The following is a 20,619-nucleotide window of genomic DNA, read 5'->3' as shown; positions in this document are numbered from 1 at the left end:
GCCTATGAGTGTCAATCTGCCGGAGAGTGCTATTGACCTTAGAAATAAGGAGCCTCGCAAGGCTCCTTATTCTATTCCTGACCTTTGGCGTTGGTAGCTCCTAAAGCTCCTTTTCGCATGTCCAGTTTCTGAATCAGATCGGCTGATAGCGGTTCTGAATAGGTTCCGTAAGCCATCACGAGTACACCTTTATGACCGTCTTTCGACTCGATGGCATAAACCGCAGACATATCGCCCGGATCAGTTACCCCTTCGAAGCGATACGCTTCTACTACTTCAAAATCTTCAGGGTGCAAAACCATCCCTAAAGACTGGTAATTAAGGGCACCGTTTTCAATGCTAAAACTTTCGGTATAACCCCGAGACGCTAAATCATTAATAGCCTCGGTTTCGGTGGTGTATTCATCCATGATTGTATGCGTTTAAAGGTTTACAGATGCTCTTGCGTAGGGCGGTTGATGGTTGGCAAGCCTCTTTACTTGTGTAGAGAGTATAAAAAATTAGACCACCTGAACGCCTAAGGCTAGGGCTCAGCCTGTATGTTTGTTCTAAAATCGTCTATCACTCATGTGGGAAGAAAAAGATAATCAACTCCAGCGAACATTCGAATTCAACGATTTTTCAGAAGCGTTTGCCTTTATGACTCGGGTAGCTTTGGCGGCAGAAAAACTGAACCACCATCCCGACTGGTCGAATGCGTATAACAAAGTAACCATTGCTTTGACTTCGCACGATGCTGGTCACGTGGTTACGGAAAAAGATCACAAGCTCGCGGAAATTATTGATACCTTCGTTTAAGTAACTGGAATGTCGTCATGGCTTAACTCTAATGATTTTTATGAGTCATGACGACATCATTGATCATAACTGATGAAATTGTATTTAGTGCCAACACCGATTGGCAATTTGGATGATATTACGCTGCGAGCGTTGAAGGTATTGCAGTCGGTAGATGCCATTCTTGCGGAAGATACTCGTACGACGGGTCAGCTTCTCAAGCATTTAAACATTCAGAAACCGCTCATGGCTCATCATTCGCACAATGAGCACGCGTCTTCGGGGGGCGTTATCAAAATGCTGCAATCAGGCAAGACCCTGGCTTTGGTGTCCGATGCGGGAACGCCCGGCATTTCGGATCCCGGATTTTTGCTGGTGCGTGAATGCCTCAAAAATGGCCTTGACGTGGAATGTCTACCCGGCCCAACGGCCTTCGTTCCGGCTCTGGTGAACTCGGGCTTACCAACCGATCGTTTCTGTTTTGAAGGCTTCTTACCCCAAAAAAAAGGCCGTCAGACGCGATTGAAAGCCTTAGTGGAAGAGGAACGAACCATGGTTTTCTATGAGTCACCGCACCGAATTGTGAAGTTACTTGAGCAACTTGTAGAAGTAGTAGGCCCTGATCGCCAGGCTTCGGTTTCGAGGGAGCTAACGAAGATGTTCGAAGAAACCGTTCGTGGAACCTTAACCGAACTGATTCAGCACTACACCGACCACGCCGACCGGGTGAAAGGGGAATTTGTGCTGGTAGTAGCCGGAGCATAAGTTTTCAGTTTGCTGTTTTTAGTTTTCAGTTAGTTCGCTTGTTTAGCGTTTTGGGTTTAGAGTTAAGGGAGGCGTCCCCAAACTCAAAACTCAAAACTCAAAACACCAAACTCAAAACCCTCCACATGTTCCTTCGTCGATTTATACTTTTCTTTTTACTGGCATTTCCGCTTGGGTTGGGGGCTCAACAGTTGAGTCCGATGGCTAAGGTTAGTTTGATTACCGTTGGCCCGGGTGACGAGATTTATACCTTTTTTGGCCATACCGCCATCTGGATCTACGATCCGGGGTTGGGAATCGACAAAGTGTATAACTACGGAACGTTTGATTTCCGGGCTTCTGGCTTTTACTGGAATTTTCTGAGAGGGAACCTTCCGTATCAGCTTTCTACGTCTCCCCTGGATTATCCTGATCCGCAGTATAGCTTGCTGGAATACTGGAAAAGTGAAAACCGCAGTGTGATCGAGCAGGTGCTGAACTTTACGCCCCAGCAAAAGCAGCGTCTCTTCGAATTGATGGAGATGAACGCCCGTCCCGAGAACAAGACGTATCAGTATCGACCTTATTATGATAACTGCTCGACTCGCCCCCGCGATAAGGTTTTTGAGGCTGCTGGAGATAGCATTCGTTTGGATGAAAGAGATACGTTTCTGATCGGTAAGTCGTACCGCGACTGGATGAACGATTATTTGCACCAAAGCTACTGGTCGCGATTGGGACTGAATCTGGCTTTAGGTTACCCGATTGACCGGATTACTACACCTAATCAGTCGGCGTATATTCCCAACAACTTACTTCGGATGTTAGATCGGGCCAGAATAATACGTTTGAATGGCAAGTCGGAAAAGTTGGTATTACAAACCAACACGCTTTTTGAAGCAACGCCCGTAGAAACCAGTTTTCTCTGGAAAAGCCTCTTCTGGATCGTGATGGCTTCCCCGCTGATTATTCTGATGGTGAGGAAAAACAAAATCCGACCCGGTGGTACGTTTGATCGAAGCTTACTGTTCATCACTGGCGTTTTCGGCGTGATTCATACCCTGTTATGGTTCGGTACCAACCACGGGATTACCGACTGGAATTACAGCATGTTTGTAACCAGTCCTTTCAACGTCATTGCTTTCATCATGCTGTCCCGTCGCCCGAAATGGCTGATGTATTATTTTATCGTAGCGATGGTGTTTGTAGTGGCTGGAACGATGTTACAATTCCTATTCTGGAAAGGTTTATACGGGTTATTATTCCTGAATATCACCCTTTTCTTACGGTATCGTCATCTCGCTTTGTATTGTAGAAAATAAGTTATTACCTAAAAAAGAGGCCGTCCTCCATTCGTGGAGGACGGCCTCTTTCATGTAGAGACGCAACTTCATCGCGTCTGGCTGGGAAATGGCAATCAATGAAAGGTTCCCACCATGGCTGGTGAGGACACCAGCCATGGCGGAAATGAAGATTTAGAGAAATTGTAAAAAAACGGCCTCTACCCAGACGCGATGAAGTCGCGTCTCTACGAAACCTGTTGTTCTACCAAATGCCTTTTTTCTGTAGAGACGCGACTTCATCGCGTCTGGCCGGGAGATGGGGATCAATGAAAGGTAACCCCATATGGTGTTTGTAAGGTAAATGAAGATTTAGAGAAATTGTAAAAAAACGGCCTCTCCCACCATGGTTGGTGTCCTCACCAACCATTATGCCTTTATGAATGGTTGGTGAGGACACCAACCATGGCGGATAATTCAAAAGGCCGTCATCTATTGGCAGATGACGGCCTTTTTCGTAGAGACGCCGATTCATCGCGTCTGGGCAGAGGCGGTTTTAGTTATCATTGGAGAGGATTTTCATCTTTCGGCTAAGACGCCATAAATGGACGTCTCTACTGTAAAAAAACTGTTTTTAATTCTCCCGAATATCCATCAGAATCCGCCAGTCTTTGGGAAGGTAGTTGTTCACCCGATTCGGTAATACCTTCACCCAGCCAAGAGAGTGGCCCTGATGGGTTACTAAATGCCAGCCTTTTTTCGAAGTTTTATACTCAAAATCTTCGCGTTTAAGGTAACGTAAAGCATTTTCCCGGTTTAATTCCAGCCGGGGAACGGACTTTTCGGAAACCAGCGTGCTTAAAGCCAATTCATGATCGGGAATTAAGTCTTTACCGGCCAGCTTCCCTAGCCGAATACCCGCTTTTCGAAGGTATAACTGTTGGCTAATAATCTCGAAATCAACGCGGTGATCAGGGTTCAATAAAAAGAAATCACCATTTTTTTCTACCCATTCGTAAGACTGGATATGATCGACCCAGTCAGAGAAAATTGCGGATTCCTGCTTGCGGGTTTTGCCTTTTCCGGCATAATTCATCCGAAACTGAACCTCGTCCTGATCTTCAGTTTTCTGAAAAGCAGCAATAAAAAAACCTTCTCCCTGTATCTGATCGGGCCAGAAACGGTAGCCGTAGTTTTTTTCTTCAGTACAAACTTCTACGATGCCCGCCGGCAAATCCGTGAAATTGAGCGAAGTACAGCCAAAGGATTCCGAAAACCAGTCCAGAATATCTTCGTTTTCCGAACGTGAATAGGAGCAGGTCGAATAAATCAAGACACCCCCTTCCTTCAAACAAGGCCAGGCGTCGGCCAGAATGCGTTGCTGACGTTGCGAACAGAGAGCTACATTCTCTTCTGACCATTCCTCAATGGCGTCGCTGTCCTTACGGAATAGACCTGAGCCCGAACAAGGAGCATCAATAACCAGTACATCAAAAAAGCCCGGTATTCGCTGAAAATCGCGGGGGTCGTTGTTCGTCACGAACGAATTTATTCGTCCCCACTTGGTCATGTTATCCGCCAGCACGCCCGAACGGGGGCGAATGACTTCGTTAGAGACCAGCAGGGAATCTTCATCCAGTAAACTGGAAAGTAAGGTGCTTTTCCCACCCGGAGCGGCACACAAGTCCAGAACCCGTAGGGGACCTTCGGGAGCCACTTGTTTAAAGAAGGCTTCGAGGAACATAGAGCTGGCTTCCTGAACGTAATAGGTGCCCGCATGAAAGAGAGGGTCCAGAGTAAAAACTGGACGTTCGGGCAAGTAGTAGCCGTACTCCGACCAGGGAATAGGCGTGGCTTCTGCCGGAGGATTAATAACCTTAAAAGGATTTAATCTGATGGAAACGGGGGCTGGCTGCTCGTGAGCTACCAGAAACTCGTTTTTATGAAAACTACTTTCATTCTGTAAGGATAAAAGCAGGGAATCAGGAAGTTGCATAAAGAATACTGAAGTATTTTCTTCAAAAATTTAACAAATCTACAATTCAAAGATGTTGTCTTTCGATTAAGAATTATCTATTTTCATCACTTGATGAAAAAACGAGCACTGCTTTTTTGAACCTTTCAAAGAAAAAATGCTTTATTTTGCTTCAACGATTGTCTTAATCCGTGAAATGAACTATTCAATTAAACAAGAAGACGGGTACCAATTCATTGACGAAGGGCAGGGCGAAATCGTCATGATGCTTCATGGCTTGTTCGGTGCTCTTTCAAACTGGGACTCGGTCATTAATACTTTCAGAGATCAGTATCGGGTAATCATTCCTTTGATGCCGGTCTATGAAATGCCTCCTCGTGAAGCAGGGGTCGAAGGCTTAACCGCGTTCGTTGAAAAATTTGTAACCGACCGTAATCTGACTGACCTGACCCTGGTAGGGAACTCTCTGGGTGGTCATATTGCGTTACTTTATACGATTAAAAATCCATCTAACGTTAAACGTCTGGTGTTAACGGGAAGTTCTGGATTATTTGAAAATGCCATGGGTGGTAGTTATCCTAAACGGGGTAGTTACGAGTACATCCGTGAGCGGGTCTCGTATACGTTTTACGATCCTAACGTAGCAACGCCAGAACTGATTGAAGAATGCTTTGAGATTACGAACAGCATTCCGAAATGTATGAGCATTGTGCAGATTGCAAAGTCTGCCCAACGGAATAACGTGGGTAAAGATCTGGATCAAATCAAAGTACCCACTTTATTAATCTGGGGCCTGAACGATACGATTACGCCTCCCACCGTGGCACACGAGTTTAATCGACTTATTCCCAATTCGGAATTGTTTTTTATTGATAAGTGTTGCCATGCTCCGATGATGGAACATCCCGATGAATTCAATGAAATTCTGGCGAAGTTTTTAAAAAGAACCAAAGAAGTTGCTTTGGTGGAAAATTAAAGTGACTTTGCATTAATCAATAATCTGTCTTATTTTAACAAGGAAACTATCGAAAAAACCGGATAAGCTTTCACATAACCCATACAAAGCCATATGCTCGCTGAAGAATTGATTGACCCATTATTACCGACTTTGCGACCTACCGATACGGTTGGGAAGGCACTGGACTGGATGCAGGAATTTCGAATGACTCAGTTAGTATTGGCTGAAGAAGAACGTTATGCAGGAATTCTTTCGGAAGAACGATTAATGAACGCAGACGAGGAGGATTTCCTGACGGAAGTTCAGCCCGAACACCCCGGTATTTCGGTGCAGCCTTACCAGCATATGTACGACTTGTTACGAACAACGCAGTTGTATCAACTGGATGTTCTGCCAGTAGTTACGGAAGACCAGATTTTTGTAGGCAGTATCTCCGTTAACGAATTACTGAAAAGATTCGCGGACGACTTAGGAACGCAGGAGGAAGGAGCCATCGTGGTGCTTCAAATGGACGACCGGGATTACTCTATGAGTGAAGTAAGCCGGTTGGTGGAATCGAACGACGTGAAGATTATTAGTAGTTATTTTAACAGTGGTAATTACGAAAATAATCAGTCCGGACGATTAACTCTGAAGCTGAACCGTCGGAACATCAAGGCCGTGATTGCTACCTTTGAGCGTTACAATTATGTCATTGAATCTGTCTTCACGGCGGAAGCTCTGGACAATACCGATCAGGAACGGCTGGATTTACTGCTTCGTTACCTAAATATGTAGATTAACTTTTCCTTAAAAAAAGGTCTCGCTTGCCAAAGTGAGACCTTTTTTGTTGAATTGAGAATGGTTTTTTAGAAGATTGGGTAGGATGAACTTTACCTATACAATCATGAAAAACAACCCTCATTCGGATGAATCTCACGTCCAGAAGCATAAGTTTTTTGAGAGCTTTTCTTCCTGGGTAACCAAAGCGACGGGAAGTCCGGCGGCTTTTCTGATGGCTCTGGCGGTAGTGCTGGTCTGGGCGATCTCTGGTCCCTTTTTTCATTATTCCGAAACCTGGCAGCTCGTAATTAATACGGGAACAACCATCATTACTTTTCTGATGGTATTCGTAATTCAGAAAGCTCAGAATAAGGATTCCGTTTCGATTCAATTGAAACTGAATGAGTTGATTGCGGCTACCAAAGGAGCCAGTAACCGACTCGTAGGTGTAGAAACGTTGGATCAGGATGAACTGGATATTCTTTGCAAACATTACGAAACACTGGCCGAATTAACCCGCAAGGCCAGCGATTTAAGAAAATCACACTCTATTGAGGAGGCTTACAAAGACACGAAAGATAAGCTCAAAGCAGAAGAGGGAGCCACCCCTGAAGCGATTTAAGGTTTGACAGGGTTGGTACCTTTATGATTTCTCTGTTTGTCGGATGTTTCCCCGGATTGTATCCGGGGCTATTCATATTTAACCCCTACGGGATTTTCAGTACATAAAAAGTAGTAGTGAATGCATCTATAACCCCCCCGTTTCCCCGGGGAAACGGGGGGTAAATTGCAATACAAGAAGTTACCTAGATGAAATGCAGGGGAAACCCAACCACGATACAAATAAGAAGATCACCAACGAACCTGTCCGTCTCCTTGAATTACCCATTTCTCAGTAAGCAATTTTTCCAGAGCAAAAGGCCCACGGGCGTGCAATTTTTGCGTGCTGATTCCAATTTCAGCACCTAAACCAAATTCACCACCATCCGTAAACCGAGTGGAAGCATTAGCATACACCGCCGCCGCATCAATCTCTTCCAGAAAACGTTGACAAACGTGTGGGTTCTCAGAAATAACCGCTTCCGAATGCCGGGAAGAGTAGACCCGAATGTGCTCCAGAGCTTCGTCAAGTCCGGTAACTACCTTAATTGTAATTTTATAGTCGAGCCATTCTTTGCCGAAATCTTCGGGCTGAGCATGGTGTAAAAAGGGGTAGCCCGTTTTCTCTAAAACATAATACGCGGCAGGGTCTGCGAAAACTTCTACATTCCATTTTTCGAAATCCGCACAAAGCATCGGTAAGAAAGCAGAAGCTACGCCCTGATCCACCAGAATGCAGTCGAGCGAATTACAGACCGAAGGACGGGACACCCGAGCATTAACGACAATGTCGCGGGCTTTTTCAAGATCCGCTTCTTCCTGAACATACGTATGCACCACACCCGCTCCGGTTTCGATGGTTGGTATGAGCGAATGCTGACGTACAAACTGAATTAAAGCACTGGAGCCTCGGGGAATAATAATATCAACGTAACGCGTGGCCGTTAGTAACTCTTTCATTAACTCCCGATTGGTGGGGAGAAGCGTAATCACTGCCGGAGGTACATCGAATTCCTGCAAAACCTGATGAATTAAATTAACCAGGTATTGATTCGTAAACCAGGCATCGCTGCCACCGCGTAAAACCACCGCATTTCCCGAACGCAGACAAATCGCAGTTACGTCAATGGTTACATTAGGGCGGGATTCGTAGATAACGCCTACTACACCCAGCGGGACGGCTATTTTTTTCAGGTCTAATCCGTTGGGTAACGTCCGTTCCAGTAGAACTTGCCCACTGGGATCGGGTAACTGAGCAATGTCCCGAACGCTCTGGGCTAAACCCTGAATCCGTTGATCATTCAGTAATAAACGATCCCACTTCGGGTCACTCTGCGGCATTCGCTCCAGATCTTTCTGATTTTCAGTCTGAATCTGACTGGAATGTTCCAGCAGAAGGGCTGCCAGACGATTCAGAATTTCCGCTTTTTGCGAACCACTCAGTCGCCGAACCGCCGGAGCTGCCGCGTGGGTAGCTTCGAGTTGGGGAAGAATGCTCAATTGTTCCGTTTCCTGCATGGAAGTGAAAAGTTTTCAGTTTTCAAGTTTGCCGTTTACTGTTTGTTCCGCAGAAAGAGTTTAACCGCTTGTTTCATACCGATTAACCCCATTGAAAACAGCAAATAGAAAACTACAGTAATACGATATCGTCGGCGTGAGCGACAGCAAAGTTCTGGGTTTTCAGATTCTGGGAAACCGTATGGGAAGACTCCCGGGCCTTAGCAACGGCAATGATCTGGCCGCTTTCATCGGTAATTTCGATTACTTCGCCACGGTCAAAGTCACCCATCACTTCCGCAATACCCACGGCTAATAAGCTGCGTCGGGATAGTAAAGCCTTGACGGCCCCATCGTCTACTTTCAATTGTCCCCTTACTAAGCTGGCGGTTCCTAGCCATTTTTGCCGGGCTTTCAGAGAAACCTTATCGGGTGTAAAGACGGTTCCGGTTTCTTCTTTTAAGGCATTCAAAATGCCTTCCGGCGTATGAATCCCAAAGATGACCACCCGAATGCCCATCCGAACGGCACGTTTGGCAAAGCTTAACTTTGAAACCATACCCCCTAAACCCACGGCAGATTTGGACGTATCGGCCATGCCGAGAATATTTTCATCAATTCGCTCGACGCGTGGGACGATGTTGTTTTCTTTATCCAGTAAGCCTCCAACGGATGTGCTGAATAACAAGGTATCTGCCCCCAGGCCAGCTGCCAGGAGCGTGGCTAGTTCATCGTTATCCGAGAACTTTAGCTCCAGATCCGATACCACGTCATTCTCGTTAGCGATAGGAATCACGCCGTTTTCCCAGAGCGTTTCGTAGGTCTCTTTTAATTGAAGAAACTGCGGTCGATTCGCGAAGTGACTGCGTTCGCACAGGTTTTGGGCTACCGGGATTCCGAAGGCTCCAAAATACTTGGCGTATAATCCTAACAGAAGCGGATTGCCAATAGCCGCAGCGGCTTTGCGTTGCGTTAACTCGCCTCGGTATTCCTTCAGATAAGCTTTACCTGCACCCACGGCACCCGAGGATACCAGAACGATGCGGTACTGATCGTGTAACTGAGCGGCTTGCCGGGCAATTTCAAGAATCGTTGCTTCATTAATCTCACCATTGGCTTTGGTGATACTGGCTGTGCCGAATTTAATAACAAGAATAGGCTTCATACTGCCCACAAAGGTAAAAAATTGGTCGGCAATCTATGTAGAGTTAGTATAGATTAGATATTTGAATATTATAGGTTTAAAAAATTACTAATTGTGGATGAAAAATTAATAAATGACAAATAATAGGTTTCTAAAAATGAGTTATTTGACGTTTAAATTGTAAAAATGTAAAAAATAGATGTAAACTGATGTTTGGTGGATGGCCAAATAATCCCTATTTTTATGCTCGGAAAGGAAAATATTTTTTTATTAACTCTGCTAATGTTGGAATTTTCTACTCCATCTTTCTAATAAGTCCCATTTTAGGTCGCACGCATACCACAAACCATCAAACTGTTACGAAAAGATGAATCGTCGTAATTGGCTTAAAAACTCAGCGGCTCTTACAGTAGGAGCGACCGCCTTGCCTACTCTTCTGCAAAAAGCTTATGCAGACCCAGCGGCTCGTCAGGAACTTTACATGGACCTGTCCCATGAGTTTCGGGCAGCTATGTTAGCGGATGCTATGCCTCCTGCGGCAGTAAAAGCTCGTTTAAGTGCGAATGAAAATCCCTGGGGACTTTCTGTAAAAACGAAAGAAGCCGTCAATAACTCACTCACTGAAGCCAACCGTTATGCGGGTCGTGCTTCTATGGATTTGTATAAAGTCATTTCGGAGAAAGATGGAATTCCGATGCCACAAAATCCTTCGGGTGGCGGCGGCTGGGGCGGTCCTTCTAAAAGCTACATCAAATTAGGATGTGGTTCCACGGAGTTGCTGAATGCCAGTCTGATGCACTTCGGTTCTAAGGGAACGATCATGGTGGGAGATCCCTGCTATATTTCGGGCAACGACGAGAAGTTTCCGATGGACAAGGTGAAGCTGACGCCCGATTATCAATACGATCTGGACGCAATGGCGAAGAAGGTAGATCCAGCGAAACACAGCCTGGTCTATATCTGTAATCCTAATAACCCCACGGGTAACCTGCTTCCTGCCGATAAACTGCGGAAGTTCATTGATGAAGTTTCTCCTAAAGTCCCCGTATTGGTGGATGAAGCCTACATCGACTACGCCAATGATCCTAAAACGGATTGTATGGTAGATAAAGTGAAGGAAGGTAAAAACGTAATCGTTCTTCGCACGATGTCTAAACTTTACGCTTTTGCAGGGATGCGTTTGGGTTATGCGATTGGCAAACCTGAATTATTACAGGATATTTCAAAATACACCATGAATGGCTTTGGCGTATCACTTCCCACGCTTATGGCAGCACAGGCGGCCTTCGCGGATACGGAAAACTCTAAAATGGTATTAGCAAAGACGACGGAATCGAGAAAATATACGGCTGATTTCCTCAAAAAAGCAGGTTATAAAGTCATCCCATCTTACGCCAACTTTATGCTCTTCCCAGTAAATATGAAGGGCACGGAGCTTACGGGTAAACTGATGCAGGAAGGCGTAATGGTACGGAACTGGTTCTTTGACGGACAACACTGGTGCCGGGTGTCCATCGGTACAATGGATGAAATGAAAGCCTTCACCGACGCGTTCACGAAGGTAGTTTCTTAATTAAGTTTGTTGGGTTGCACGTTGCCCGGTATGATACAAACTAGTAATGAGCAATTGATTAGTTTAGTTGGATCATACCGGGCAGGTTCTATTTTAAAAACCTGACCAACCGCTTTCTTTCCCCATATGACCAGAAGAGATTTTATTGAAAAGTCAGGTAACAGTTACCTGGCTATGGTTGCTTTGGGCTTTCTTTCAGGTGCTCCTGCCCAGGCATTTAACTTACCTCGTAACGAAAAACCCAACGGCAAAAAGGTTGTTATTCTCGGTGCTGGCCTGGCTGGTATGTCGGCGGCCTATGAGTTGGGCAAATTGGGGTATGAGTGTGTCTTGCTAGAAGCCCGCGAACGGGTAGGTGGTCGGATCTGGACCATACGGAAGGGAACGACGGAGACGGAGATTGGAGGGGAAAAACAGGTTTGCAAATTTGATGAAGGGTACTATCTAAATGCCGGGGCTGCCCGGATTCCACATCATCATCAGTTAACGGTTCAGTATTGTAGAGAACTAAAAATACCCGTGGAGATTTTTGGCAATCTCAATGAAGCGGGGTATCAATATTCTGAAAGTAACCGTGGAGCTTTAGCGAATAAGCGGGTGAGAGCTCGTGAAATTCACGCCGATATGCGGGGTTACCTGACCGAGTTAGTAGCCAAAGCCATTGATCAAAACGCTCTGGATCTGGAGATGTCTAAAGAAGACGTTGATCGCTATGTAGCCTGGTTACGCGAAGAAGGAGATTTAGATATTAACAAAAAGTACAAAGGCTCGGAGCGTCATGGCTATGAAATGGCTCCGGGAGCGGGCTTGCAGAGTGGCAAAATTGCCCAGCCTTATGCTCTGAAAGACATCGTAGAGTCAGGGTTAACGCATCCGGCTTTTGCCAATGTAGGCGAATATACGTTTAATCAGCAACCCGTTCTCCTTCAGCCCGTGGGTGGTATGGATATGATTCCCAAGGCTTTTGAGAAAGTATTGGGAGAGAAGATTAAACGTTCCTGCGAGATTCTGGAAATTCGCAAAACCAATCCTGGCGTACGCATTGTGTACCAGGATAAGAAAAGCGGGCAGAAACAAGAAATGAAGGGCGATTATTGCATTTGCACCTTACCCTTACCGATCCTTCGAAAAATTCCATCTGATCTCTCCGGTGAAGTACAACGGGTAGCCGACTTCGTACCTTACATGGAAACCTGCAAAATCGGAATGCAGTTTAAACGCCGCTTTTGGGAAGAAGATGACAAAATCTTCGGTGGAATTACCAAAACCAATATGGATATTACCCAGATTTTCTACCCGGCCCATGGCATGTTAGGAGAGAAGGGCGTACTGAAAGGCATGTATAACTTCCACGGTCTGGCAAAAAAGGTGGGAGAGTTATCCATTGCGGATCGGCAGAAACTGGCCTTTGAGCAGGGTTCAAAAATTCACCCGCAGTATAAGGATGAATTTGAAAATGCCTTTTCACTAGCCTGGCATAAAATCCCGTATTCACAGGGCGGCTGGGGTATTTATTCTGAGGCCAATCGTCAGCGGTTATATGCCACCATGACGAAAAATGACGATGACATTTACTTTGCTGGCGAACACGCCAGTAACCTGCCCGCCTGGATGGCCGGAGCGTTTGAATCAGCCCGTTACGCGGTTGACTTGTTACACAAACGGGTTTCGGCGGGATAATGAATTAATAATTCGTTCAATCAGACGATTAACGAACTAACGTAATACTGATAACGCTTCAAATGTAGTCTTATGAAGAAAATTTTCCTGACGCTGGGAGTTGCCGCTTTAGTTTCTTTAAATAGCTGGGCTCAAGATGCTGAGAAACGTCCGATTACCTCTGCTGAATTTGACGCGGCCAAGAAAATTGCCGTAAAGAATCTGGAAAAAGACACATACGTAAAGGCCGGGAATTTCATACTGGATCGCGTAGGAGATCCTTTCGTATTTAAGTTTTCAGACGGTACCGAACGTCGGGTATATCTCTATAAATTATTTGAAACTGAGAAAATGGCCGAATTGGGAATGTATGCCATTTATACAACGCCCAAAGATGGTAAGCTTCGTCAGTTTCCCTTACCCAGTCCCGATGCTGCGGGCGACGTTTGGGGAAAATACATTGATGAGTTGAAATACGGAGAAGATGCCATGAAAGGCATGGCGTCCTGTATTGCTTTTGTGTTGACGAAATCGGGCGTGGGTGGTGCACCGGCGGCGGCTCAGGAAGGGGAGAAAATTGAATATTGTTTTCCCGCGGAGGCTTTGGTAACCTTAGCCAACGGCACAACAAAAGCCATCTCGGAGGTTACTGCTGGTGATCAGGTACAAAGTTATGACTCCGTAACCAAGTCTTCAGAAATAGCTACTGTTGAGGAACTTACGGTTCACGCTGATCAGACTTTTGACTTAACCCGATTAACCCTGGTCGATGCAGCCACTAAAGTAACGGCATCTGCTACGACAAATTGGGAAACAGTTAACCTGGAAGCTACAGCCAATCACCCTGTTTTAACGGAAAGTGGAGTAAAGAAGATGAGTGAAGTTCGGGTAGGCGATGCCCTGTATTACCGCGATGCCGAAACCAACACACTCAAAAAATACGATGTCTTTACGACACAATCTGCGGTTCGTTCGGTTAACAAAGTATTTAATCTGAAAACCGATAAGACTACCTATGTAGTCAACGGAACGGTGGTTATGACGAAGTAATTCACTTCCAATTTTGTACATTCAAACTAGTTTCATAAATTAAATTTCGGGAAGGTATTAGTAAGGTTTTCCCCTTCTCGAAACTTAAAAGTCAAGTAAGATTACTGCCTAAATTACTCTCTTTTAAGCTATTGCGGCTTTCTCTTAACCAAAACTCGAACAGGCCCCCGCTACTCGTAGTGGGGGCTATTTTTTATTAAGAAACCAGGCGTACTATCATTGAGTTTGCTAAAGAATACAGTCTTTGCTTTATTAGGTGTTATAACCTAACTCCTAATTCTGATGTCCAATCAATTTATTTATCCACCGTCTCCCAAGGGTATTTCCCCAACCTTAACAGAACCTTCAAACGCTTACAAGAGGCAAGTAAAAACGGTAACTACTTCTATTATTACCTTCATTATAGTATATATAGTTTTGTTTCTGGCCTCTATTGCTCTGACAATAGCTTGTGGCTTTGTAGGGATATTACTTTTCTCGAAATTTTCTTATTCGGGAGTCTTTATTTTAGGTCTGGGATTAGTAGGGTTTGGTTTATTAACTATCTTCTTTCTAATCAAATTTATGTTTGCCATAAAAAAAGAAGATACATCTGAGCTTGTTGAAATAAGCGAAGAAGACGAACCTGATCTATACAAATTTATTTATCAAATAGCCGAAGATACTAAAGCACCAAAGCCCAAAAAAATATTCCTATCGCATAATGTTAATGCTGCTGTTTTTTACGATTCCAGTTTTTGGAGCATGTTCTTTCCTATTCGTAAAAATTTGCTCATCGGTGTAGGTTTGGTTAATGGATTGTCTTTAAGTGAACTGAAGGCCGTACTAGCTCATGAATTTGGACATTTCTCTCAGCGTAGTATGAAACTGGGGAGTTACGTGTATCAGTCAAACAGGGTTATTTATAATATGCTTTATGAAAATGAATCCTGGAGTAAAACGGCAGAAGTTATTTCAGCCAGTCACTGGGCTGGCAGTATTGCAGCTTCTCTTTCGACACTGCTTATCAGGCAGATTATGAGTGTATTGCAGTTTTTTTACGTCTCTATTAATAAGAAACAATTAAGTCTATCGCGTGAAATGGAATTTCATGCCGATGCGGTTGCGGCAAGTGTAGCTGGCAGTGACATTACTATTCACGCCTTACGAAGAGCTGATTTTGCAGAAATTGCATTCAATTCAACGCTGAGTTGGTGTAGTCAGTTGGTGGATGATAATCAAAAAATTGATAATATATATGAGGGGCAGACAACAATTATTAAGTACATGGTTGCCAAACATAACCTTACGTTCAGTAACGATTTACCAGTAATAACAGATCAGTATTTAGCGTCACATCAAACCAGTAGAGTAGTTTACAAAAATCAATGGGCCTCTCACCCAAGTCAGGAAGAGCGTGAGGAGAATCTAAGAAGTATCAATGTCGATGCTGTTAATGTAGAAGATTCTGCCTGGAATGTGTTTACAAATTCTAAACATTGGCAATTGTATTTTACTGAACAACTATATAATCAGGTTGAATTTAAATCGGAAGTACAAATCGTTAGTTCTCAAGCCTTATTAGATAAAATAGAGGAAAACGAGCAAGAATATGCTTTGCCAGCTATTTTCGAAGATTTCTACAGTCAACGGCTTATCGGAACTTTTGATTTAGAGACCGAACCCGAAAGTTTACGACCCTGGAATAGTCTAATGAACCAGGAAGCGATGCTTCTAAAAGATCGAATTTTGGCTAATGCTAAAGATATAGAGGTTTTGAAATCCATACAGTCGGGTGAAATCGATGTAATATCTTTTGATTTTGATGGAAAGAAATACAAAAAAGAAGGAGCAGAGAGCTGGATCCATCAACTCACTAAAGAGCAGGAGATAGACACGGCTCAATTAAATCAATTGGATACCGAGATTTACTGGTATGTCTCTAAACACAATCCTGACGAATCTGAAAACTTTAAACAGCACTATTGTAACTTTTTTAAGGTGAAGAAAATCAAAGAAGATTTTCTGGCCGAGGCTACTAAAGATGCCGAATTTATTATGCCTTTTCTGATGAATAGTTTAGAAGATACGTCCATTAACTTTAACTATTATCACGAAGAATATAAAAAGGCAGAACCTGGATTAATGAGTCAATTTGAGGAGTTTAAAAAAAATGGAATTTTCGATGGAATTAGAACGGAGGAATTAAAGCGTTCGATGAATAGCTTTATAGGTGGAGAATATCATCAACTGCCTCTTCGGGAAATGTTCTATAAGGTGTATCATCTTCTTGGGGATACTATCAACCATTTATCTTATCGGGAATTGCAAGCTCAGAAAGCTGCTTTAGAACTACAGGCTCAGTTATATCAAAAATCAGGACTTATGGTTCCGAAGAAGACTGAAATGGAGGGAATTATCCTATGAGAAAAGATAGGTCATGCAACGAAAAAATCCGAGTATGCATCTTTACTAAAAATAATTCATTCAACTTATGAAGAAAGCCTTATTATCTATTGCTCTGGTACTGGGAATAACGGGAGCTTTACAAGCTCAAAACTGGCAGCAAGCTCGCTCGGTAGGCAATTTTACGGCCATTCAGGCTAATAGTGGCATTGACCTATACCTGACTCAGGGAAACAGTAACTCTTTGAAACTCGAAGTGAAAGGCTACGAAGAGAAGGAAGTCATTACAGAGATTAAGGACGGCACACTCATGCTGAAAATTGACCGCAATGGACCTTGGGGAAGCTGGGGTGGGTCTGGTCGTTCAGTGAAGGCTTATATTTCCTTTAAAACCCTGGAGAAACTTAGAGCTGGCGGAGGGTCAGATGTCTATTCTCAAAACCAGTGGAGCGTCAAAGACTTAACGATGGATTTAAGCGGCGGCTCTGATGCAAAAGTTGAGCTGAAAGCCGAACACCTGGTAATAACTGCGGGTGGCGGTTCGGATGCCTATCTGAAAGGAAGTGCGGGGGTTTTTGAAGCCGTAGCCAGTGGCGGTTCGGATATTAAAGCCTCAGGGTTTAAAGCAGGTATTGTGCGGGTGAAAGCCTCTGGCGGTTCCGACGCTCACGTACATGCAGATGAGGAGATCACTGCGGAAGCCAGCGGAGGAAGCGATATCAACTATTCCGGGAATGCGAAAGAAGTTGGTATTCGGAAATCGGGCGGTAGTGATGTGAACCGACGGAATTAATTCAGGAATTCAAATGCATGCGGGCAATGTCATTCTTGTTGTTTTAATTTAATACGTGTTGCCAGCTTTTTATTGTTATTGAGGTGCAGGGTTGAGGATGGTGCTGCTAGCGGCATTTCTGTTGTTTTAATACGTGCTACCAGCTTTTTTGCTGGTAGCTTTTTATTGTTATTGAATGGCAGGATTGAGAATACCGCTACCAGCTTTTTCGCTAGCAGCGGTATTCTTGGCATAGCCCGACTAGCTTTTTCCGCTGGTTTACGCTAGCTCTTGTGCTTGATAATCGCCGGAAAAGGATATGGCAATGGATGGGGGGAAACATCCGCAAACTGGCACCGTTGTTGAAGAGCAATGCGTAAGCGGAACATGTACTCTGCCCTTGGAATCTCGATGGCTCCGTATCGTTTCACGTTATCGTTAATAAACTGCGTATCGAGTAGGTAATATTGCCTTTCCCGCAGTCTTTCGATTAAGTAATGAAAAGCTACTTTAGACGCATTAGGGACATTATAGAACATAGATTCCCCGTAGAAAGCTCCACCAATCGCTACGCCGTATAAGCCACCGGCCAGCTCATCGTCTACATACGCTTCGACGGAGTGGGCATAACCCATCTCATATAATTCGGTGTAAGCCGTAATGATCTCTTCGGAAATCCAGGTACTGTCTTCGCCTACGCGAATGCGGGCACAACCCCGCATTACCCCTTCAAAGTCATGGTTGATACGAATTTCAAAGGTCTTTTTATTAAGAATGGGGCGTAAGGATTTGGCGGGTTTGTAGGTGTCAATAGGAATAATGGCTCGGGGTTCAGGCGAGTACCAGTAAAGTGTACCGTCTGAGTCCGCCATGGGAAAAATCCCACTCATATATCCATAAAGCAGATCATCCGCGGTAAGATTAGTCATAAGCTCGGAACAAAAATTTCATGGGCTCCGTTAAACATATAAAGGTCTTCATGATCTGACAAGTATAACTAATGTAAAGAAAAAAAATGTACAAAGTTTGCAAGAACGCTTTCGTTTTTCTAAACTTTGCGACGTTTTCAAAATTATCTCCAAAAGAAAATGAATTCACAGGCCATTATCGAGCCTTTCTTTAGTATCCTGCCACCGCGTCGGCCCTTCTTCAGGCCTGAACGACGGAGGCCGGTACGCCTGTGATTTCTGGCCATTCCGGCACACTATTTTCTTCCTTTTAGGGTTGTATGAGTCGTTAAGCAAGGCTACCTGACCATTAGCCAGTGTACTTTCATTCAACACAAGTTCCTGTTTTAAGTAATCAAATGAACGAATATAAAGTCCAGATTGCCTCGAAAGAGCATCTGTACCTTGCCGAAGAAATTTGCTGGCACATGGAAGAAAGTGCCAAGCAACGCGGCACAGGCATTGCCAAACGCTCGCCTGAGTACCTTCGTCGTAAAATGGAAGAAGGGAAAGCTATTGTGGCTATGTCGCGTCGCGGCGAGTGGGTAGGTTTCTGTTACATAGAAACCTGGGATCACGGTAAATTCGTGGCAAACTCAGGTTTGATCGTCCATCCTGATCACCGGAAAAGTGGTCTGGCGAAGATGATTAAGGAAAAGGCTTTTGAGCTATCCCGTCATAAATACCCCAACGCCAGAATTATTGGTATTACCACGAGCCTGGCCGTGATGAAAATTAACTCCGAACTGGGTTATAAACCTACTACGTTCAGTGAGTTACCCGTAGATGATGCCTTCTGGAAAGGGTGTTCCTCCTGCGTAAACTTCGATGTGCTGAGCCGTACGGGTCGGAAGCATTGTCTTTGCACGGGGATGATGTTCGATCCTTCCTGGGAAAAAGAAAAAGAGAAAAAGCCGAAGTGGAATTTCCTGAAAAACGCTAAAATCTATGAGCGTTGGAATAAAATCAAACAACGGCTTTTGTTAAGGCACCACGAGAAAGAAGAAATCGAAGAACCCGTTCATTAGTTATTCACAAATCGTTAACTGTTGAATAGTTAATGGTTGTACGTTGTCGTATAATTTTGGCGGGTGGGAGAGATTCCTTCCCGCTTTTTTATAAGTATTTATTGATTGAACATAACCAGGACCGGAAATCATAGGCGTAACCTCCAGAAATCGCATTTCCGAATCCGCACTCAACCAAATTCCATGAGTAAACCCAAAGTTGTATTGGCGTACAGTGGTGGTCTTGACACCTCTTTTTGTGTGAAATACCTGTCGGACGATCAGGGCTATGAAGTTCATTCCGTATTAGTAGATACTGGCGGATTTACCCAGGCAGATTTACAGCAGGTAGAACGCAATGCCTATGAATTGGGGGTAGCCAGCCACGCCACGCTCGACGTCGTGAATGACTATTACGAAAACTGCCTGAAGTATCTCGTTTTTGGGAACGTACTGAAGAACAATACGTATCCGCTGTCGGTAAGTGCCGAGCGGGTATTCCAGGCTCTGGCAGTAGCTGAGTATGCCAAGCAAATTGGAGCAAAGGCCGTTGCTCACGGAAGTACGGGTGCGGGTAACGATCAGGTTCGCTTTGATATGGTGTTCCGCATTGTTGTTCCTGAAGTAGAGATCATTACGCCCATTCGCGACTTACGCTTAAGCCGTGAAGCGGAAATTGAATACCTGAAAGCTAAAGGAGTTGTACGCGACTGGACGAAGACGACCTATTCGATCAATAAAGGATTATGGGGAACGTCAGTAGGAGGTAAAGAAACATTAACCTCAGACGGATTTTTACCCGAAGAAGCCTGGCCTACGCAATTACAGCGTCAGGATACAGAAACGGTAACGCTTGATTTCGTAGCCGGTGAGCTGAAAGGGGTAAATGGCGAAAGCTTCGAAAACCCAGTAGATGCGATCCGTAAATTACAGGACGTAGCGGCTCCGTTTGCGGTAGGTCGTGACATTCACGTGGGCGACACCATCATTGGTATTAAAGGACGGGTGGGTTTTGAAGCCGCCGCTCCGCTGATTATTATTAAAGCACACCACTTACTCGAAAAGCACGTATTAACCGAGCAGCAGATTTTCTTCAAGGAACAACTGTCGGGTCAGTACGGTAGCCTGTTGCACAAAGGCCAGTTCCTGGAACCAGCCATGCGGGACGTGGAAACGTTCCTCGAAAGTACCCAACAACACGTAACGGGTCAGGTACAGGTGCAGTTACAGCCTTACCGTTTCTTCGTAACGGGTATTACCTCACCGTTTGATCTGATGAGTAATGTCTTTGGTAGTTATGGTGAAATGAACAATGCCTGGTCGGGTGATGACGTTCGCGGCTTCTCGAAAATTGCTTCGAATCAGACCATGATTCACCGTAAAATCACTGAGTTGAACGACTAAAATTGCGTTGTTGGTTGATGGTTATTAGTGGTTGGATTTATTCTTTTACTACTAACAACTATCCACCAACAACCAACAACTATAA

At 44.5% G+C, this 20,619-nt stretch carries 19 protein-coding genes; 13 read left to right on the top strand and 6 right to left on the bottom strand.

Annotation, left to right across the window (positions count from 1 at the left end; all coding sequences use genetic code 11):
* Positions 1-71: 71 nt before the first annotated feature.
* The gene (locus tag QE390_RS20220) at positions 72-410 is read right to left on the bottom strand and encodes a phosphoribosylpyrophosphate synthetase (RefSeq protein ID WP_106635742.1); all 339 of its coding nucleotides are present in this window, start codon (positions 408-410) and stop codon (positions 72-74) included.
* Between the two features lie 157 nt (positions 411-567).
* Between QE390_RS20220 and QE390_RS20215 the strand changes: the two genes are divergently transcribed.
* The 3 genes from QE390_RS20215 (at position 568) to QE390_RS20205 (ending at position 2,843) form a co-directional block, all read left to right on the top strand.
* A complete protein-coding gene (locus tag QE390_RS20215) occupies positions 568-798 on the top strand; it encodes a 4a-hydroxytetrahydrobiopterin dehydratase (protein WP_307143510.1) in 231 nt (76 codons plus the stop codon).
* 72 nt (positions 799-870) lie between these two features.
* The gene (gene rsmI / locus QE390_RS20210) at positions 871-1,542 is read left to right on the top strand and encodes a 16S rRNA (cytidine(1402)-2'-O)-methyltransferase (RefSeq protein ID WP_106635744.1); all 672 of its coding nucleotides are present in this window, start codon (positions 871-873) and stop codon (positions 1,540-1,542) included.
* A gap of 125 nt (positions 1,543-1,667) precedes the next feature.
* On the top strand, positions 1,668-2,843 hold the full coding sequence (locus QE390_RS20205) for a DUF4105 domain-containing protein (RefSeq protein WP_307143509.1): 1,176 nt from the start codon (positions 1,668-1,670) through the stop codon (positions 2,841-2,843).
* Positions 2,844-3,435: 592 nt separating this feature from the next.
* Here the strand turns inward: QE390_RS20205 and QE390_RS20200 are convergent.
* Complete coding sequence (locus QE390_RS20200; protein WP_307143508.1) at positions 3,436-4,797, bottom strand: rRNA methyltransferase; 1,362 nt, start codon at positions 4,795-4,797, stop codon at positions 3,436-3,438.
* A 175-nt stretch (positions 4,798-4,972) separates the two neighbouring features.
* Between QE390_RS20200 and QE390_RS20195 the strand changes: the two genes are divergently transcribed.
* From QE390_RS20195 to QE390_RS20185, 3 genes are all read left to right on the top strand, one after another.
* A complete protein-coding gene (locus tag QE390_RS20195) occupies positions 4,973-5,752 on the top strand; it encodes an alpha/beta fold hydrolase (RefSeq protein WP_106635942.1) in 780 nt (259 codons plus the stop codon).
* 93 nt (positions 5,753-5,845) lie between these two features.
* Positions 5,846-6,511: a CBS domain-containing protein gene (locus tag QE390_RS20190; RefSeq protein ID WP_307143507.1), complete on the top strand. Its 666-nt coding sequence runs from the start codon at positions 5,846-5,848 to the stop codon at positions 6,509-6,511.
* 109 nt (positions 6,512-6,620) lie between these two features.
* Positions 6,621-7,118, top strand: a complete 498-nt coding sequence (locus QE390_RS20185) for a low affinity iron permease family protein (protein WP_307143506.1) — start codon at positions 6,621-6,623, stop codon at positions 7,116-7,118.
* A 230-nt stretch (positions 7,119-7,348) separates the two neighbouring features.
* Here the strand turns inward: QE390_RS20185 and QE390_RS20180 are convergent, their stop codons facing one another.
* On the bottom strand, positions 7,349-8,614 hold the full coding sequence (locus tag QE390_RS20180; RefSeq protein ID WP_307143505.1) for a glutamate-5-semialdehyde dehydrogenase: 1,266 nt from the start codon (positions 8,612-8,614) through the stop codon (positions 7,349-7,351).
* Positions 8,615-8,726: 112 nt separating this feature from the next.
* Positions 8,727-9,758 carry a glutamate 5-kinase gene (gene proB, locus QE390_RS20175; protein WP_106635749.1) on the bottom strand — a complete coding sequence of 344 codons (1,032 nt, stop codon included), beginning with the start codon at positions 9,756-9,758 and terminating at the stop codon, positions 8,727-8,729.
* Between the two features lie 346 nt (positions 9,759-10,104).
* Here proB and QE390_RS20170 point away from each other — a divergent pair, with 346 nt between their 5' ends.
* The 5 genes from QE390_RS20170 to QE390_RS20150 all read left to right on the top strand — a co-directional run bounded on the left by QE390_RS20170 (position 10,105) and on the right by QE390_RS20150 (position 17,197).
* Positions 10,105-11,310: a histidinol-phosphate transaminase gene (locus QE390_RS20170; RefSeq protein ID WP_106635750.1), complete on the top strand. Its 1,206-nt coding sequence runs from the start codon at positions 10,105-10,107 to the stop codon at positions 11,308-11,310.
* 126 nt (positions 11,311-11,436) lie between these two features.
* Positions 11,437-12,990 (top strand): flavin monoamine oxidase family protein, encoded by a 1,554-nt coding sequence (locus tag QE390_RS20165; protein WP_307143504.1) that lies wholly within the window; start codon positions 11,437-11,439, stop codon positions 12,988-12,990.
* A gap of 72 nt (positions 12,991-13,062) precedes the next feature.
* Positions 13,063-14,019 carry a hypothetical protein gene (locus QE390_RS20160; protein ID WP_307143503.1) on the top strand — a complete coding sequence of 319 codons (957 nt, stop codon included), beginning with the start codon at positions 13,063-13,065 and terminating at the stop codon, positions 14,017-14,019.
* Between the two features lie 282 nt (positions 14,020-14,301).
* A complete protein-coding gene (locus tag QE390_RS20155; RefSeq protein ID WP_307143502.1) occupies positions 14,302-16,425 on the top strand; it encodes a M48 family metallopeptidase in 2,124 nt (707 codons plus the stop codon).
* A 67-nt stretch (positions 16,426-16,492) separates the two neighbouring features.
* Complete coding sequence (locus QE390_RS20150) at positions 16,493-17,197, top strand: head GIN domain-containing protein (protein WP_307143501.1); 705 nt, start codon at positions 16,493-16,495, stop codon at positions 17,195-17,197.
* Between the two features lie 29 nt (positions 17,198-17,226).
* Here QE390_RS20150 and QE390_RS20145 read toward each other — a convergent pair whose 3' ends face one another.
* Together QE390_RS20145 and aat are read right to left on the bottom strand one after the other, a co-directional pair.
* Positions 17,227-17,430, bottom strand: coding sequence for a hypothetical protein (locus tag QE390_RS20145; protein WP_307143500.1), 204 nt, complete (start codon positions 17,428-17,430; stop codon positions 17,227-17,229).
* Positions 17,431-17,460: 30 nt separating this feature from the next.
* Complete coding sequence (aat, locus tag QE390_RS20140; protein WP_106635756.1) at positions 17,461-18,105, bottom strand: leucyl/phenylalanyl-tRNA--protein transferase; 645 nt, start codon at positions 18,103-18,105, stop codon at positions 17,461-17,463.
* 377 nt (positions 18,106-18,482) lie between these two features.
* On the opposite strand from aat, the gene QE390_RS20135 reads away from it, so the two are divergent.
* Positions 18,483-19,151 (top strand): GNAT family N-acetyltransferase, encoded by a 669-nt coding sequence (locus QE390_RS20135; protein ID WP_106635757.1) that lies wholly within the window; start codon positions 18,483-18,485, stop codon positions 19,149-19,151.
* Between the two features lie 183 nt (positions 19,152-19,334).
* Positions 19,335-20,534: an argininosuccinate synthase gene (argG, locus tag QE390_RS20130; RefSeq protein WP_106635758.1), complete on the top strand. Its 1,200-nt coding sequence runs from the start codon at positions 19,335-19,337 to the stop codon at positions 20,532-20,534.
* Positions 20,535-20,619: the final 85 nt, after the last annotated feature.

The sequence above is a fragment of the Siphonobacter sp. SORGH_AS_1065 genome (genome assembly GCF_030818595.1).
Taxonomy (GTDB): Bacteria; Bacteroidota; Bacteroidia; order Cytophagales; family Spirosomataceae; genus Siphonobacter.
Note: the sequence above shows the minus strand (reverse complement) of the source record. Positions and strands in the feature narration are given on the sequence as shown.

What these genes read in the sequence shown, in the direction of transcription:
- QE390_RS20200 (WP_307143508.1), bottom strand. Translation starts at nt 4,797, where the DNA reads ATGCAACTTCCTGATTCCCTGCTTTTATCCTTACAGAATGAAAGTAGT.
- QE390_RS20170 (WP_106635750.1), top strand. Translation starts at nt 10,105, where the DNA reads ATGAATCGTCGTAATTGGCTTAAAAACTCAGCGGCTCTTACAGTAGGA.
- QE390_RS20155 (WP_307143502.1), top strand. Translation starts at nt 14,302, where the DNA reads ATGTCCAATCAATTTATTTATCCACCGTCTCCCAAGGGTATTTCCCCA.
- QE390_RS20160 (WP_307143503.1), top strand. Translation starts at nt 13,063, where the DNA reads ATGAAGAAAATTTTCCTGACGCTGGGAGTTGCCGCTTTAGTTTCTTTA.
- QE390_RS20190 (WP_307143507.1), top strand. Translation starts at nt 5,846, where the DNA reads ATGCTCGCTGAAGAATTGATTGACCCATTATTACCGACTTTGCGACCT.
- QE390_RS20185 (WP_307143506.1), top strand. Translation starts at nt 6,621, where the DNA reads ATGAAAAACAACCCTCATTCGGATGAATCTCACGTCCAGAAGCATAAG.
- argG (WP_106635758.1), top strand. Translation starts at nt 19,335, where the DNA reads ATGAGTAAACCCAAAGTTGTATTGGCGTACAGTGGTGGTCTTGACACC.
- QE390_RS20180 (WP_307143505.1), bottom strand. Translation starts at nt 8,614, where the DNA reads ATGCAGGAAACGGAACAATTGAGCATTCTTCCCCAACTCGAAGCTACC.
- QE390_RS20165 (WP_307143504.1), top strand. Translation starts at nt 11,437, where the DNA reads ATGACCAGAAGAGATTTTATTGAAAAGTCAGGTAACAGTTACCTGGCT.
- proB (WP_106635749.1), bottom strand. Translation starts at nt 9,758, where the DNA reads ATGAAGCCTATTCTTGTTATTAAATTCGGCACAGCCAGTATCACCAAA.
- QE390_RS20215 (WP_307143510.1), top strand. Translation starts at nt 568, where the DNA reads ATGTGGGAAGAAAAAGATAATCAACTCCAGCGAACATTCGAATTCAAC.
- QE390_RS20135 (WP_106635757.1), top strand. Translation starts at nt 18,483, where the DNA reads ATGAACGAATATAAAGTCCAGATTGCCTCGAAAGAGCATCTGTACCTT.
- QE390_RS20195 (WP_106635942.1), top strand. Translation starts at nt 4,973, where the DNA reads ATGAACTATTCAATTAAACAAGAAGACGGGTACCAATTCATTGACGAA.
- QE390_RS20145 (WP_307143500.1), bottom strand. Translation starts at nt 17,430, where the DNA reads ATGCCAAGAATACCGCTGCTAGCGAAAAAGCTGGTAGCGGTATTCTCA.
- aat (WP_106635756.1), bottom strand. Translation starts at nt 18,105, where the DNA reads ATGACTAATCTTACCGCGGATGATCTGCTTTATGGATATATGAGTGGG.
- rsmI (WP_106635744.1), top strand. Translation starts at nt 871, where the DNA reads ATGAAATTGTATTTAGTGCCAACACCGATTGGCAATTTGGATGATATT.
- QE390_RS20150 (WP_307143501.1), top strand. Translation starts at nt 16,493, where the DNA reads ATGAAGAAAGCCTTATTATCTATTGCTCTGGTACTGGGAATAACGGGA.
- QE390_RS20205 (WP_307143509.1), top strand. Translation starts at nt 1,668, where the DNA reads ATGTTCCTTCGTCGATTTATACTTTTCTTTTTACTGGCATTTCCGCTT.
- QE390_RS20220 (WP_106635742.1), bottom strand. Translation starts at nt 410, where the DNA reads ATGGATGAATACACCACCGAAACCGAGGCTATTAATGATTTAGCGTCT.